Raw genomic sequence first — 14,071 nt, 5'->3', positions numbered from 1 at the left:
CGAACCGGCTTAGGCCTTGATTGCGACTGTTGGAAGACACGTGCCGTGGAGATCGACTGGCGGAGAGGGTGGGATTCGAACCCACGATACGGTTGCCCGCATACCGCATTTCGAGTGCGGCGCATTCGACCTCTCTGCCACCTCTCCGCTTCGAGTCAGGCGCAACGGGCCGCGTAGGCCCAGGTCGTTGGAAAGCGGGCCGGTAGCGGATGCCCCGCCCCTTGCCAAGGGGGAATGCGCGCGAAATCGGGGCATTGCGGCGGCGCGCACTTGTTTCGCACTCGCAGCGAAATTACATTGGACCCAATGAACAGGACGCAGTTCTTCTCCCCGCAGGCGGGCCGCACGATCGATGCGCCCATGAATGCCGAGGCGCGCTTCGGCATCGGGGACGTCGTGCGCCACCGCATGTACGACTTTCGTGGCGTGATTTTCGATATCGACCCGGTCTTCGCCAATAGCGAGGAATGGTACCAGTCGATCCCCGAAGACAAGCGTCCGCGCCGCGATCAGCCTTATTACCACCTGCTCGCCGAGAACGAGGAATCGTCCTACGTTGCTTACGTCAGCCAGCAGAACCTGCTTGCTGACAGTGCCAGCGGCCCGGTCGATCACCCTTCGGTTGACGAAATCTTCGAAGGTTTCGCCGATGGTCGCTACCGCCTGCGGCGCGGGATGACCCACTAGCTTTTGATTTTCCAGCCGCTCTTCAGGATCTGATAGGCGAGCACCGCAAGCAGCAGGTTGAACAGGCCCAGCCCGATGGCCGCCTGCACCACGGCCGCGTTGGTGTTGCCGATGTCGCTTTCCCCCAGAAAGCCGAAGCGGAAGCCTGAAATCACGTAGAAAAACGGGTTGAGCCGGCTGATCGTCTGGAACGCGGGCGACAGGTTGTGAATGACGTAGAACGTGCCCGACAGCAGCGAAAGCGGTGCGACGACCATCGTCGTAACGGCAGCGGCGTGGTCGAACTTCTCCGCCCAGATCGAGGTCAGCAGCCCCAGCAAGGCGAGCATCAGCGCGCCCAGCAGACCGAACACGACGATCGCCCACGGATGCGCCGAGAACAGCTCTGCCCCCGGATAGAGCCAAACGGCGAAGGCGACTGCCGCGCCCACCAGCACCGCGCGCGTCATCGCAGCGAGCACGATGCCGGCCATCAGTTCACCCACCGACAAGGGCGGCATCAGCATGTCGATGATGGTGCCCTGGATCTTGCCGACAAGCAGCGCGAAGCTGGAATTGGCAAAAGCGTTCTGCATCATACCCATCATGATCAGGCCGGGCGCGATGAAGCTGGTGAAGGGAACGCCCAGCACCATGCGATCGCCGCGACCGAAAGCGACGGCGAAAATGATCAGGAACAGCACCGTGCTGACCGCCGGCCCCCAGATTGTCTGGGTCTGCACCTTGAGAAACCGGCGGACTTCCTTAATATAGAGGGTCCACAAACCGATGCGGTTGATGCCGTTGAATACCGGCACCCCCGGCGGGGCGAAGGGCGCCTCTGTCGAGACAGCTGCAGGTGTCTTGGATGCGGCGGGCATGTGGACTTGATCGGCCATTTGGCTGCGACTAGGGCCAAGCACCAGTGCTGGCAAGCAGCCGCTAGCAAGAATGGCTATCCGCCATGATGAAGGATTTGAAGATACCCTTATGAGCTGGACCGACGAACGCATCGCGAAGCTGACCAAGATGTGGGAAGGCGGCGCGACAGCCAGCCAGATTGCCGACGAACTGGGCGGTGTCAGTCGCAATGCGGTGATCGGCAAGGCCCACCGGCTCGGGCTGAAATCGCGCCCGTCGCCAGTGAAGGCAGCCGAAGCGAAGAAAGCCGCGGCGAAGACGACCGCGGCGGAAAAGCCCGTGGCGAAGCCGGTCAAGAAAGCGGCAGCGCCTGCGCCCAAGCGCGCGCCCGCTCCTGCCGCGCCGCGTCCGGAAGCGGAAGCCAAGCCGGCTCCCGCAAGTCCGAGCACCGGCGGCGCCAGTGGCAATTCGCAGCCCATTCCCAACCGTTCGCCCGATCTTCCGAAGATCGTTTCGGTCGGCCCCGGCGGGTTCCTGCGTCAGGGCCCCGGCGATCAGCAGGCACCGATTCCCCCCGCGCCACCGCGCCGCCTCGTTCCTGCGAAGCCCAGCGCCGATATTGCCGACAAGACGAGCCTGCTCGACCTGTCGGAAAAGGTCTGCCGCTGGCCGATGGGCCATCCTGGCGAGCCTGACTTTCATTTCTGCGGCGAAGCGGTGAACCCCGGCTTCCCATATTGCGTCCAGCATTGCGGCCGGGCGTATCAGGCACAGCTGCCCCGCGGTGCGCGGCGTCCGCCCCCGCCCCTGCCCTTTGGCGGTCCCCGCGTCCGCTGATCGAGAATTCCGGCCCGGCCCGTCACGCGACAGGCCGGGCCTTTTTCATGGAGAGGAGAGGTTCATGGCAATTTCGCTTTACGACGCCTTCGTGCCCGGCTGCCGCCAGATCCTGGCCGGGCTCGGCAAACTGGTAGACAAGGGCGAAGCCTTTGCGGCGGAGAATGGCGCGGGCCTGATCGACGCCCGACTGGCCGAGGACATGTGGCCGCTTCCCTGGCATATCCGCGCGTGCTGGTTGCACTCCGCCCAGACGCTGGCGCTGATCCCCGCCGGCGAATTCTCACCCGACTTCACCGACATTCCGGCCGACTGGGCGGCGATGCGTGCCATGCTGGCCGACGCCGCCAGCACGCTCGCCGCAATCGAACCCGACGCGCTGGAAGCGCTGGTCGACAAGCCCGTCGGCTTCGTGCTGGGCGGCAATCGCCTGTTCGACATGACGGGCCAGAATTTCCTGCTGAGCTTCAATCAGCCCAACTTCTATTTCCACGCCACGACCTTCTACGACATACTGCGTGCGCAGGGCGTACCGCTGAGCAAGCGGGACTTCATGGGACCGCTGCCGATTATCGGCGCCTGAGGATCGGTCAGCCGCGTTTGGTGGCGAACCAGATCGTGTGCTTGGGGCCCTTGTTGTTCGGACGGGCGCGCACGAAACGTTCTTCAACCTCGAAGCGGGCGTCCTTGAGTCGGCGGGTGAACCTGTGGTCGGGCGCGGCCGACCATACCGCCAGCACCCCGCCCTCGTTCAGCGCATCGCGCGCGCGGGCCAGGCCGGTTCGCGAATAGATCTGCTCGTTCCCGTCGCGCACCAGGCCGTCCGGACCATTGTCGACGTCGAGCAATATGGCATCGAAGCGCGCAATCGTCCCGTCGGAGGCGTCGTCGATGACCGCAGCGACGTCCGCAATCTCGATCGCAAGCCGCGGGTCGGACAGGCTGTCCCCCGTCAGTTCCGCCATCGGCCCGTGCGCCCAGTCGATGATGTCAGCGACCAGTTCCGCTACGACGACCTCGCTGTTTGCCGCCATGCGGGCGAGTGCCGCACGCAGAGTGAACCCCATGCCGTAGCCGCCGATCAGGACGCGCGGCTGCACCGCCTTCACCCGCTCCAGCGTCAGTTCCGCAAGCTGTTCTTCGGAAAACTGCATCCGGCTGCTCATCAATTCTTCGCGGCCTATCATGATGATAAAGTCGCTGCCGTGAGAGACGAGGTGCAGGCTATCCCCATCGGGGATTTTTGCTTTGGCGAGTTCGATCCGAGGAAGCATTGGCTAGCTTTAACGCAGGTGCAGCATTTCGCAACGGGTAGCCATTAAATCAGGGCCGGACAAAAAGGGCAGTTGTTCGTACTTTTTCGAACGGCTCGTTAACCTGTTTCATACATTGTCGGATTATTCGCTCTCCTCGGGGGATAGAATTCATGGACGCATATGCGTCGGAGACCAGCAAAGGGATGCTCTGGCTGCAGGCAAGCGGCCGGTTGGGTCTCCTGCTCGTCGGACTCTCGACGATCGCTGCGGGAACCTGCGTGTTCCTGGCGGAAGGCGCGGTGCGTTACGTCGCGGTCGGCTTCCTCCTGCTTCAGATACTCGTCCTGTTGAACGCCACGGCGGCCTACGGCCTCGCCACGCGCGCCTTTACCGCCACGTTCAAGCAACGCTCCATGGCGCAGGATTCGCACGCGCAGGTGCAGGAACTGTTCGCGATGACGGACATGTTGCAGGCGGCGGAAAGCTACTCCGACGCCGGCGCCGTCCTCAATGCCGCGGCGGCACGGCTGTTGCCCGATTGCGGCGGTGCATTCTACGTGTTCAACAACTCGCGCGACCGGCTCGATCTGTCGCACAGCTGGAATTATCCCGAAGGTCATCGTCCGCCGGAATCGCTCAGCCCGGATCAGTGCTGGGCGCTGAAGCGCGGGAAGCCGCACCTCAATTCGCCCATCGCGGAGACGCTGTGCTGCATGCACCACGGCACGGGCATCGCGGCGAGCGAGATTCCGATGATCGCGCGCGGCAAGGTCCACGGCCTGCTGATCGTGGCGATGGAGGATTCGGCCAAGGCGACGCAGAAGCTTCAGGAAACGCACCGGACGGCGCGTGCGCTGGCGGATTCGATCTCGCTTGCCATCGCCAATATCGCGCTGCGCGAGAAGTTGCAGACGCAGTCGCTGCGCGATCCGCTGACCGGCCTTTACAACCGCCGTTACATGGAAGATTCGCTGCACCGCTATTCGGAGCTGACCAAGCGCGGCGGTCCGTCGCTCTCGGCGATCATGATGGATCTCGACAATTTCAAGCGCCTCAACGACGAGGAAGGCCATGCGCGCGGCGATGCCGTGCTGGCCGCGGTAGCGTCGAGCATTGTCAGCAACGTGCGCCCATCGGACATCGTTTGCCGCTATGGCGGAGAGGAATTCCTGATCCTGCTGCCCGATTCCGACCTCAAGGCAGGGCGCGACCTAGCGGAGCGCCTGCGCCTCCAGACCGAGCAGCTGGGCGCGGCCTACGACTGCAAGATTTCCGCCTCCTTCGGCGTGTCCAGCATGCCGGAGACGGTTCTCGAAAAGAACGAGTTGATCGAGCAGGCCGACAAGGCCCTGTATCACGCCAAGCGCAACGGCAAGAACCGGGTAGAGATCGCACAGACGAGCGATCATCCGTCGGGACGCGATCCGGAAACGACGCCGCGTCTCGCCGCTGCCAACTAGGCACGGGTCTCCTTCCAGCGCACAGGCAGAGAAAAGGCCGCCGAGGATTGCTCCCCGGCAGCCTTTTCTGTGTCGTGGCGGCCCCGGTTTTGCCGGGGCCTGCCGATCGACAGGCGATCAGTCTTCCTTGAGGAAGGCCGGCATGTGGCCACCGCCGTTGCCGCCGCCATTGTCGTCGCCGTCGCGGTTGCCGCCACGCTCGCCGCCATCACGACGACCGCCACGATCACGACCACGGTCGCGATTGCCGCGCGGGCCACGACGATCGCCGCGGTCGCTGCTGCCTTCACGCTTTTCGCGCGGAGGGCGGGTGTCTTCCAGCTCTTCGCCGGTTTCCTGGTCGACGACGCGCATCGACAGGCGGACCTTGCCGCGGTTGTCGATTTCGAGAACCTTGACCTTAACTTCCTGCCCTTCGGACACGACGTCGGTCGGCTTCTCGACACGCTCGTTCTTCATTTCACTGACGTGGACGAGACCGTCCTTGCCGCCCATGAAGTTCACGAATGCGCCGAAGTCGACGATGTTGACGACCTTGCCGTTGTAGACCTTGCCGACTTCCGCTTCTTCGACGATGCCGAGGATCCACTTCTTCGCGGCTTCGATCTGGTCGAGGTCGCTCGAGGAGATCTTGATCACGCCTTCATCGTCGATGTCGACCTTGGCGCCGGTTTCGGCAACGATCTCGCGGATCACCTTGCCGCCCGTACCGATGACGTCGCGGATCTTCGACTTGTCGATCTGGATCGTCTCGATGCGCGGAGCGTGCTTGGACACTTCCGTACGCGAACCGGTCAGCGCCTTATTCATCTCGCCCAGGATGTGCGCGCGGCCGGCCTTCGCCTGCTCGAGCGCCTTGGACATGATTTCCTGCGTGATGCCGGCAACCTTGATGTCCATCTGCATGGTGGTGATGCCGGCTTCGGTGCCCGCGACCTTGAAGTCCATGTCGCCGAGGTGATCTTCGTCACCCAGGATGTCGGACAGGACGGCGAAGTCGCTGCCTTCCAGGATCAGGCCCATCGCGATGCCCGACACAGGACGTTCGATCGGAACGCCTGCGTCCATCATCGACAGACAGCCACCGCAGATCGTCGCCATCGAACTCGAGCCGTTCGACTCGGTGATGTCCGACAGAACGCGGATGGTGTAAGGGAAGTCGTCATGCGTCGGCAGCACGTTGTGCAGCGCGCGCCATGCCAGCTTGCCGTGCCCCGTATCGCGACGCGACGGGGCGCCGAAACGACCGACTTCGCCAACCGAATACGGCGGGAAGTTGTAGTGCAGCATGAAGCGTTCGTACGACAGGCCTTCGAGACCGTCGATCATCTGCTCGCTTTCCTTGGTGCCGAGCGTGGTCGAGCACAGCGCCTGCGTTTCGCCGCGGGTGAACAGCGAGGAACCGTGCGCGCGGGGCAGCACGCCGACAATGGCTTCGATCGGGCGGACCTGATCGAGCTTGCGGCCATCGATACGGGTGCCGTCCTTCAGGATGGCGCCGCGCACGATGTCGGCTTCGATCTTCTTGGTCAGCTTGATCGCGGTCATGCGCTGCTGGCCGTCGAAGCTTTCGCCGGCGTAATGCGCCTTCACCTTTTCACGAGCGGCATTCAGCGCGTCCGAGCGTTCCGACTTGTCGGTCAGCTTGTAGGCGGCAGCGATATCGTCGCCGATCATCGCCTTGATGGCCGACTTCATGTCTTCGTTGCCGTCCTGCGAAGCGACGTCCCACGGATCCTTGGCGGCCTGTTCGGCCAGGTCGATGATCGCATTGACGACCGGACGGATGTTGTCGTGAGCGAAGGCAACCGCACCGAGCATTTCGGCTTCGGTCAGTTCCTTGGCTTCCGATTCCACCATCATCACGGCATCGCCGGTGGCGGCGACGATCAGGTCGAGGCGACCGTCGTCGGACAGCGCGGTGGCCTGCTTCGGATTGAGGATGTATTCGCCATTCTCGAAACCGACGCGGCAGGCGCCGATCGGACCCATGAAGGGCACGCCGGAAATGGTCAGCGCAGCCGATGCGGCGATCATCGCCAGAACGTCGGGCTCGCATTCGCCATCATAGCTGAATACCTGGGCGATGACGTTGATTTCGTTGTAGAAACCTTCGGGGAACAGCGGACGGACCGGACGATCGATCAGACGGCTGGTCAGCGTTTCCTTTTCGGTCGCGCCGCGTTCGCGCTTGAAGAAGCCGCCCGGGATACGACCGGCCGACGAGAATTTTTCCTGGTAGTGGACGGTCAGCGGGAAGAAGTCCTGACCTTCCTTGACGCTCTTCGCAGCGGTGACCGCGCAAAGGACGACGGTTTCGCCGTAAGTGGCGAGGACCGCGCCGTCAGCCTGACGGGCAATGCGGCCGGTTTCCAGAGTGAGGGTCTTTCCGCCCCACTCCAGCGATACAGTTTTCGTGTCGAACATGGATTTTCCTTATCGAACCCGCGAAGCCTGATTGCGGCGCGGGGCCTACTTGTTCCGGGAAAGCCGGCCCGGTCCGGTGCGGGGCTGATTTCGCCCCATGTGTCCGCCCCGCGCCGAATTGCGCCGGGGCCGGATAGACAAAGGGCGGCCACTCGAGCCGCCCTTCGCAAAACTCTTACTTACGAAGCCCAAGCTTCTGGATCAGCGCGTTATACCGCTCCACATCCTTCTTCTTCAGATAGGCGAGGAGCGAGCGGCGCTTGTTGACCATCATCAGCAGGCCGCGGCGCGAGTGATTGTCCTTGTGGTGATCCTTGAAGTGTTCGGTCAGGTTGCGGATACGCTCGGTCAGGATCGCGACCTGCACTTCCGGGCTGCCCGTGTCGTTCTTGTCGCGGGCGTTGTCCTTGATGACCTTCTGCTTCGTTTCGGGTGTAACCGACATAAATTCTCTTTCTACTCAGCGACATCGGCAAGGTTGAAGCCCCGCACGACCTTGGCCGTGCCATCGATGAGTTCCATCAACGCCACCGGCACGTCGTGCAGACTGGCAAGATAGAGCCCATCGCTTTCGGGCATTCCCAAGATGACCCGGCCCTGTCGGACCGCCTGCGCACTATCGGGATCGAGTTTCAGAGCCGGGATGTCGTCCAGCCCCGCCTCGAGCGGCAGGAGGAGGTCTTGAAGTCGCGCGCCCTTGCCGATTTCGTTGAGTTTGTCCAGCGAAATCGCCTGTTCCTCGCGGAACGGACCGGCCTTTACACGGCGCAGATAGGTAACGTGCCCGCGCGTTCCAAGCGCCAGCGCGATGTCCCGTGCAAGGGAGCGGATATACGTCCCCTTGCTGACCGAAGCGCGCAGAGTGACGCTGTCGGCAAGCTCCAGCGGCGCGGACGGGTCGTAGGGGTCCGGACGGCCACTGGTGGTGGCAAAGGCAGAGGTGAGTTCGCCGTGGTCCCGTTCCGACGCGAGCGAGAGAGAGTGGATTGTCACCCGGCGCGTCTTCATCTCCACATCCTCGCCAGCGCGCGCAAGATCGTAGGCGCGCTTGCCGTCGATCTTGACGGCCGAATAGGCGGGCGGTGTCTGTTCGATCTCGCCGGTGAAATGCTCCAGCACCGCCGCGACGGCAGCCATCGGCGGGAATCGGTCGGACGTTGCGATGATCTCCCCCTCGGTGTCGAGCGTGTCGGTCTGCGCGCCGAACTGGACCGTGAACTCGTAAATCTTGCTCGCGTCGAGCATCCGGCCAGCCAGCTTGGTCGCCTCGCCCAGCGCGATCGGCAGCACGCCCTCGGCCAGCGGGTCGAGCGTGCCCCCGTGACCGACCTTGACCTTCGCATAACCGCCCTCGCGCAGATTGCGCTTCACCGCCCCGACCGCCTGCGTCGAGCCGAGACCGCGCGGCTTGTCGAGGATCAACCAGCCGTGGGGAGCAAAAGCGTCACTCACCGGCAATCGACGATGCGAGGCTGAGGTATTTTTCCAGCGCCCAGTCAACCGGCGGGCCGATGGTCTTGTCGAGCACGCCCAGTTGCGGGGCGAACCACGTCAGCGCGATCAACCCGACGAACAGGAGCATCCCGAAGGGCCGCAGCCGCTCGTAATGATGCACCCAGCGGCGCGGCATGGCGCCCTCCAGTATGTGCGACCCGTCGAAAGGCGGGATCGGCAGCAGGTTGAAGACGGCGAGGAAGACGTTGATCAGGATGAAATAGAACAGTCCCGTGGCGAGGAGCCCCGGTTCCGCACCCGGTGCAGGGGTCAGCTGCGTCGCGAACACCCCCAGCAACACCGCGCCGATCCCGGCGAGCAGGAAGTTCGTCCCCGGTCCGGCCGCGGCCACGGCCATCATGCCGAAACGCGGGTTGTCGAGGCGATCCTTGCGGACCGGCACGGGCTTGGCCCAGCCGAAGATTGGCCCCCCGACGACGGCAAGGAAACCCGGCACCAGAATCGTTCCGATGGGATCGACGTGCCGCAAGGGATTGAGGGTGAGCCTGCGCTGCTCCTTCGCCGTCGGATCGCCCAGCGCGAGCGCGACCCAGCCGTGGGCGACCTCATGGAAGACGATGGCGATCACCAGCGCGGGCACCAGCACCGCGATCAGCGTGAGTGTGTCTGTCATGTCGGGAAGATAGGCGCTGACGCGCTATCCCGCCAGCGCCGCGGTGAAATGCTTGCGGCACAGCGCGAGATAGCGATCATTGCCACCAATCTCCGTCTGCGCGCCCTCGCTCACCGCTGCGCCGCTATCGTCGACGCGCAGGTTCATCGTCGCCTTGCGCCCGCAGTGGCATACGGCCTTCAGCTCGACCAGCGCATCGGCAATGCCGAGCAGGGCGGCGGAGCCGGGGAACAGTTCTCCCTGAAAATCGGTGCGCAGGCCATAGCACAGCACCGGAATGCCCGCCTCGTCAGCCACGCGCGCCAGTTGCCACACCTGCGCGGGAGAGAGAAACTGCGCCTCGTCCAGCAGCACGCAATGCAGCGGCGTCGCGGCATGGCGGGCACCGATGGCGTCCCACAGATCGGTGTCGCCGGTGAACCGGTTGGCATCTGCGCCAAGGCCGATGCGGCTCTCGATCGCCTTGTCCGCGCCCCGATCGTCGAGCTGAGCGGTCCAGAGCATGGTTTCCATGCCCCGCTCCCGGTAATTGAAGTCGGCCTGGAGCAGCGTGGTCGATTTGCCCGCATTCATGCTGGCGTAGTAGAAATAGAGCTTCGCCATCAGGCGCCCGCTTCCTCATCCTCGTCGCCATCGTCCTCCAGATCGCGCGCCACCTTCGGATCACGCAGCAGCGCCTCGATCCGGTCGGCTTCGTCGAAACTCTCGTCCGGGCGAAACTTCAGCTTGGGCGCGAATTTCAGGCCGAGACGCTTGGCAACCTCACGCTGGAGATAGGCCGTATTCTGCCGCAACGCCTTCACGATCTCGCCTTCGTCCTTGCCGAGCAGCGGCTTGACGTAAGCGGTGGCGTTGCGAAGGTCTGGTGTCATGCGGACTTCGGTGACGGCGATATTCGCCGCGCTCACCCTCTCGTCATGCACTTCCTGCCGGGCGAGCAGTTCGGACAGGATATGGCGCACCCGCTCCCCCACCTTCAGGGTGCGGACCGATTGCTGTTCGGTGGTGAATTGCTGGCGGGCCATCAGCCCTCCCCTTCCATCTTTTCCAGAATGCGGCGCAGCGAACCGATGTTGCGCGCGGTGAAGCGGCAGCCCAGCCGCCGCTCGATAAAGCCCGTGGTCAGCCTGCTGTCGCCCACGCCCCCGACGTAATCGACGAACAGGCAGCGATCGCCCAGCGCCAGCTTCTCCGGCCCGCGGCCCTCGTAATCGGCGCAAATTCTCTCGAAGCCGCCCTCTTCCGGCGCCCGCTCCAGCAGCAGGGTATGAACGAATTTCGCCTCCCCGCTGTCCTTGAAGGGATTGTCCTCGATCGCGGCGCGTACGCCATCGGTATCGCGGACCGCTGCAAAGGTCGGGAAACCGAAGCGGTCGTTGACGATGAAGCTCAGCATCTCGGTCAGGCCTTCATCCGGCCGCTCGTCGAAGGAAAACAGCACATTGCCGCTGGCGACGACGGTCTCGACGTCTTCCAGGTCCTCCCGTTCCAGCGCATCGCGCAGGTCCGCCATCTTCAGCCGGTTGCCGCCGACGTTCATGCTGGCGAAGAAGGCGCAATAGCGCGTCACTGCTCTTCCGTTCGGTTGCGGGCGCGGGCGCGGCGAAGGGTGGCGAGCAGCGCGTATGGCACAGCGACGTAGAGAAACGTGACCAGCCACACCGCGATCCACCCGACCGGGCCGTGCGGCATCGGATCGAGCATGACCGCGGCAGCAGTCGGCATGATCGCGGCCAGCGCCAGCAGGAGGAAGCTGCGCGGATGAAGGTCCGCGATCTTCCAGCCTGCAACGGCGCCGATGACGATCAGGATCAGGCCCATTCAGGCTGCCTTTCTGCCTGCCTTAAAGCGTGCGCTCACGCTCCTCGACCTCGAAGACTTCGAGCTGGTCGCCCGGCTGGATGTCGTTGGTATCCTCCAGCACGACACCGCATTCGAGACCTGCACGCACTTCGTCCACGTCGTCCTTGAACCGGCGCAGCGACGCGATGGTGGTCGCCGAAACGATGACGTCGTCGCGGGTGAGACGGGCGAACAGACCCTTGCGGATGACGCCTTCCTCGACCAGCAGACCGGCCGCCTTGTCGCGCTTGCCCGACTTGAAGACTTCCTTGACCTGCGCACGGCCGACCACGTTCTCGACCTTGAGCGGGCCGAGTTCGCCGAGCATCTCTTTCGTGATCTCGTCGGTCAGGTGATAGATGACGTCGTAATACATCATCCGCACGTTATCGCGCTTGATCAGGTCACGCGCCTTGGCATTCGGACGCACGTTGAAGCCGATGATCGGCGCGTTCGAGGCCGCAGCCAACGTAACGTCGCTTTCGGTGATCGCGCCGACGCCTGCGTGCAGGATGCGGACTTTGATGTCGTCGTTCGAGAGGTTGTGAAGCGCGGTGTTGATCGCCTCCACGGACCCTTGGACGTCGGCCTTCACCAGCAGCGGGAACTCGATGACGTTGCTGGCCAGCGTGTTGAACATGGTGTCGAAGCTGGTCGGAGCGAGCGCGGTGCGCTTCTCCGTTGCCTTTTCCTGGCGATACTGCGCGACTTCGCGGGCGCGCTGTTCGTTCTCCACCACGGTCAGCAAATCGCCCGCCGCAGGCACACCGCCGAGGCCGAGGACTTCGACCGGCATGGAGGGTCCGGCTTCCTTGATCTGCTTGCCCTGATCGTCGATCAGCGCGCGCACCTTGCCGCTCTGCGTGCCGACGACGAAGGTGTCGCCGCGCTTCAGCGTGCCGCGATTGATCAGCACGGTGGCGACAGGACCGCGGCCCTTGTCGAGCTGCGCTTCCACCACGGTCGCTTCCGCGTCGCGGTCGGGCCGCGCCTTCAGCTCCAGCAGTTCGGCTTGCAGTGCGATCTTCTCGATCAGTTCATCGAGGCCAGTGCCCTTGGTCGCGGACACTTCCACGTCCTGCACGTCGCCCGACATCCCTTCCACCACGACCTCGTGTTCGAGCAGACGCTCGCGAACCTTCTGGGCATTGGCTTCGGGCTTGTCGATCTTGTTGATAGCCACGATCAGCGGCACATCGGCAGCCTTGGCGTGTTTGATCGCCTCGACCGTCTGCGGCATGATACCGTCGTCCGCCGCGACCACGAGGATCACGATGTCGGTGACGTTGGCACCGCGCTGGCGCATTTCGGTGAAGGCGGCGTGGCCCGGCGTGTCGAGGAAGGTGATCTTCGACTTGTCCTTCGTCGTCACCTGATACGCACCGATGTGCTGGGTGATGCCGCCGGCTTCGCCCTTCGTCACATTGGTCTTGCGCAGCGCGTCGAGCAGACTGGTCTTGCCGTGGTCGACATGGCCCATCACGGCCACCACCGGCGGGCGGGGCTGCAAGGTTTCTTCGGGATCCTGCTCCGCCGTGCTGTCGATATCGACATCGGCTTCGGAGACCTTCTGGATGTTGTGGCCGAACTGTTCGACCAGCAGCTCTGCCGTGTCCTGATCGATGGTCTGGTTGACCGTCACCATCATGTCGAGGTTGAACAGTTCCTTGACCAGGTCGGCGCCCTTTTCGCCCATGCGCTTGGCGAGTTCGCCCACCGTGATCGCCTCGGGCACCACGACGTCGCGAACCTGCTTCTCGCGCGGCTTGTTGGAGCCGCCGCCCTGCAGGCGACGTTCCTTTTCACGCGCGCGCTTGAGCGCGGCGAGGCTGCGGGCACGGCGGCCCTCGTCCTCGTTCAGCGCCTTGTTGACCGTCAGCTTGCCCGAACGACGCTTGTCGTCGGTTGCAGGCGCGGTGCGGGCCTTCTTCTTATCTTCCTTCTTGGGCCGCTTGATCTCGGGCCGGGCGACCGGCGAGAACTTGCGCGGTGCAGGCGTGGCCGTGCCGGCATCGGTGGATGCGGCGGCGGCGGGCGCTTCCTCGGCCTCGGCCTCGGCCTCTGCGGGCGCTTCGGTTGCAGGCTTGGCTTCCTCCGCCGCGCGAGCCTTCGCGTCGGCTTCGGCCTGCTTTTCCTGCTCGCGATTTTCCTCGGCGCGCCGCTTTTCCTCGGCGGCAGCCTTCTTCGCCTGCTCGTCGTCGCGCACGCGCGCTTCTTCGGCCTGGCGCAGGCGGTCTTCCTCGGCCTCGCGCTGGAGACGGGCGACGCGTTCCTGCGGCGTCTCATCCGAGGGCGCGGGCTTCTTCGCGACCGGGGCTGGCGCGGGTGCGGGAGCCGGTGCGGGTGCGGGGGCCGGAGCGGGCGCTGGTGCAGCCTCCGGCGCCGTCGCGGCTTCCTCACCGGGCTTCACGAGCTTGCGGCGGCGCTTCACCTCGACCGCCACCTTGTTGGTGCGACCGTGGCTGAAGGTCTGCTTGACCTCGCCAGCATCGACCGACCGCTTCAGCCCGAGGGGCTTGCGGGTACGGGTCGGTTTGTTGTCACTGTCGCTCATAAAACTCGTATTTCCTTCACATCAATCCATGTCGACCACG

Annotated in this window: 15 protein-coding genes and 1 tRNA gene; 4 read left to right on the top strand and 12 right to left on the bottom strand. The window is 64.1% G+C overall.

All coding sequences use genetic code 11. The features are described from left to right. Window positions 1-57: 57 nt before the first annotated feature. Window positions 58-147: transfer RNA gene (locus ACXYN8_RS04255), tRNA-Ser, on the bottom strand. A gap of 159 nt (window positions 148-306) precedes the next feature. Here ACXYN8_RS04255 and hspQ point away from each other — a divergent pair. Beyond that, a complete protein-coding gene (hspQ, locus tag ACXYN8_RS04250) occupies window positions 307-687 on the top strand; it encodes a heat shock protein HspQ (protein WP_458888068.1) in 381 nt (126 codons plus the stop codon). Here hspQ and ACXYN8_RS04245 read toward each other — a convergent pair. After that, window positions 684-1,565: an ABC transporter permease gene (locus ACXYN8_RS04245; protein WP_458888066.1), complete on the bottom strand. Its 882-nt coding sequence runs from the start codon at window positions 1,563-1,565 to the stop codon at window positions 684-686. The two genes, hspQ and ACXYN8_RS04245, sit on opposite strands and share 4 nt — an antisense overlap. A gap of 91 nt (window positions 1,566-1,656) precedes the next feature. Between ACXYN8_RS04245 and ACXYN8_RS04240 the strand changes: the two genes are divergently transcribed. Further along, window positions 1,657-2,364, top strand: a complete 708-nt coding sequence (locus tag ACXYN8_RS04240; RefSeq protein ID WP_458888065.1) for a GcrA family cell cycle regulator — start codon at window positions 1,657-1,659, stop codon at window positions 2,362-2,364. A gap of 64 nt (window positions 2,365-2,428) precedes the next feature. Beyond that, a complete protein-coding gene (locus ACXYN8_RS04235) occupies window positions 2,429-2,947 on the top strand; it encodes a DUF1993 domain-containing protein (RefSeq protein WP_458888064.1) in 519 nt (172 codons plus the stop codon). A gap of 7 nt (window positions 2,948-2,954) precedes the next feature. Here the strand turns inward: ACXYN8_RS04235 and ACXYN8_RS04230 are convergent, their stop codons facing one another. Next, the gene (locus ACXYN8_RS04230; RefSeq protein WP_458888063.1) at window positions 2,955-3,638 is read right to left on the bottom strand and encodes a spermine/spermidine synthase domain-containing protein; all 684 of its coding nucleotides are present in this window, start codon (window positions 3,636-3,638) and stop codon (window positions 2,955-2,957) included. Between the two features lie 152 nt (window positions 3,639-3,790). Between ACXYN8_RS04230 and ACXYN8_RS04225 the strand changes: the two genes are divergently transcribed. Then, window positions 3,791-5,080, top strand: a complete 1,290-nt coding sequence (locus ACXYN8_RS04225) for a sensor domain-containing diguanylate cyclase (protein ID WP_458888062.1) — start codon at window positions 3,791-3,793, stop codon at window positions 5,078-5,080. A 117-nt stretch (window positions 5,081-5,197) separates the two neighbouring features. Here ACXYN8_RS04225 and pnp read toward each other — a convergent pair whose 3' ends face one another. The 9 genes from pnp to infB form a co-directional block, all read right to left on the bottom strand. Next, window positions 5,198-7,507 (bottom strand): polyribonucleotide nucleotidyltransferase, encoded by a 2,310-nt coding sequence (pnp, locus tag ACXYN8_RS04220; RefSeq protein ID WP_458888061.1) that lies wholly within the window; start codon window positions 7,505-7,507, stop codon window positions 5,198-5,200. A gap of 175 nt (window positions 7,508-7,682) precedes the next feature. Further along, window positions 7,683-7,952, bottom strand: coding sequence for a 30S ribosomal protein S15 (rpsO, locus tag ACXYN8_RS04215; protein WP_458888060.1), 270 nt, complete (start codon window positions 7,950-7,952; stop codon window positions 7,683-7,685). A gap of 11 nt (window positions 7,953-7,963) precedes the next feature. Then, a complete protein-coding gene (gene truB, locus ACXYN8_RS04210) occupies window positions 7,964-8,959 on the bottom strand; it encodes a tRNA pseudouridine(55) synthase TruB (protein WP_458888059.1) in 996 nt (331 codons plus the stop codon). Further along, window positions 8,952-9,635, bottom strand: a complete 684-nt coding sequence (locus ACXYN8_RS04205; RefSeq protein ID WP_458888058.1) for a site-2 protease family protein — start codon at window positions 9,633-9,635, stop codon at window positions 8,952-8,954. Before ACXYN8_RS04205 ends, truB begins: the two co-directional genes overlap by 8 nt. Before the next feature lie 24 nt (window positions 9,636-9,659). Then, a complete protein-coding gene (locus tag ACXYN8_RS04200) occupies window positions 9,660-10,238 on the bottom strand; it encodes a thymidine kinase (protein WP_458888057.1) in 579 nt (192 codons plus the stop codon). Further along, window positions 10,238-10,660: a 30S ribosome-binding factor RbfA gene (gene rbfA, locus ACXYN8_RS04195; protein WP_458888056.1), complete on the bottom strand. Its 423-nt coding sequence runs from the start codon at window positions 10,658-10,660 to the stop codon at window positions 10,238-10,240. Before rbfA ends, ACXYN8_RS04200 begins: the two co-directional genes overlap by 1 nt. Then, a complete protein-coding gene (locus ACXYN8_RS04190) occupies window positions 10,660-11,205 on the bottom strand; it encodes a DUF1697 domain-containing protein (protein WP_458888055.1) in 546 nt (181 codons plus the stop codon). The genes rbfA and ACXYN8_RS04190 overlap by 1 nt, the downstream gene beginning before the upstream one ends. Further along, complete coding sequence (locus tag ACXYN8_RS04185; protein WP_458888054.1) at window positions 11,202-11,456, bottom strand: hypothetical protein; 255 nt, start codon at window positions 11,454-11,456, stop codon at window positions 11,202-11,204. Before ACXYN8_RS04185 ends, ACXYN8_RS04190 begins: the two co-directional genes overlap by 4 nt. Before the next feature lie 22 nt (window positions 11,457-11,478). After that, window positions 11,479-14,031 carry a translation initiation factor IF-2 gene (gene infB / locus ACXYN8_RS04180; protein ID WP_458888053.1) on the bottom strand — a complete coding sequence of 851 codons (2,553 nt, stop codon included), beginning with the start codon at window positions 14,029-14,031 and terminating at the stop codon, window positions 11,479-11,481. Between the last annotated feature and the right edge of the window lie 40 nt (window positions 14,032-14,071).

It is taken from the genome of Altererythrobacter sp. CAU 1778, from assembly GCF_054482795.1.
Note: the sequence above shows the minus strand (reverse complement) of the source record. Positions and strands in the feature narration are given on the sequence as shown.

Excerpts from the sequence above, each read along its gene's own strand:
- hspQ (WP_458888068.1), top strand. The coding sequence starts at position 307 with ATGAACAGGACGCAGTTCTTCTCCCCGCAGGCGGGCCGCACGATCGAT.
- ACXYN8_RS04245 (WP_458888066.1), bottom strand. The coding sequence starts at position 1,565 with ATGGCCGATCAAGTCCACATGCCCGCCGCATCCAAGACACCTGCAGCT.
- ACXYN8_RS04240 (WP_458888065.1), top strand. The coding sequence starts at position 1,657 with ATGAGCTGGACCGACGAACGCATCGCGAAGCTGACCAAGATGTGGGAA.
- ACXYN8_RS04235 (WP_458888064.1), top strand. The coding sequence starts at position 2,429 with ATGGCAATTTCGCTTTACGACGCCTTCGTGCCCGGCTGCCGCCAGATC.
- ACXYN8_RS04230 (WP_458888063.1), bottom strand. The coding sequence starts at position 3,638 with ATGCTTCCTCGGATCGAACTCGCCAAAGCAAAAATCCCCGATGGGGAT.
- ACXYN8_RS04225 (WP_458888062.1), top strand. The coding sequence starts at position 3,791 with ATGGACGCATATGCGTCGGAGACCAGCAAAGGGATGCTCTGGCTGCAG.
- pnp (WP_458888061.1), bottom strand. The coding sequence starts at position 7,507 with ATGTTCGACACGAAAACTGTATCGCTGGAGTGGGGCGGAAAGACCCTC.
- rpsO (WP_458888060.1), bottom strand. The coding sequence starts at position 7,952 with ATGTCGGTTACACCCGAAACGAAGCAGAAGGTCATCAAGGACAACGCC.
- ACXYN8_RS04205 (WP_458888058.1), bottom strand. The coding sequence starts at position 9,635 with ATGACAGACACACTCACGCTGATCGCGGTGCTGGTGCCCGCGCTGGTG.
- ACXYN8_RS04200 (WP_458888057.1), bottom strand. The coding sequence starts at position 10,238 with ATGGCGAAGCTCTATTTCTACTACGCCAGCATGAATGCGGGCAAATCG.
- rbfA (WP_458888056.1), bottom strand. The coding sequence starts at position 10,660 with ATGGCCCGCCAGCAATTCACCACCGAACAGCAATCGGTCCGCACCCTG.
- ACXYN8_RS04185 (WP_458888054.1), bottom strand. The coding sequence starts at position 11,456 with ATGGGCCTGATCCTGATCGTCATCGGCGCCGTTGCAGGCTGGAAGATC.
- infB (WP_458888053.1), bottom strand. The coding sequence starts at position 14,031 with ATGAGCGACAGTGACAACAAACCGACCCGTACCCGCAAGCCCCTCGGG.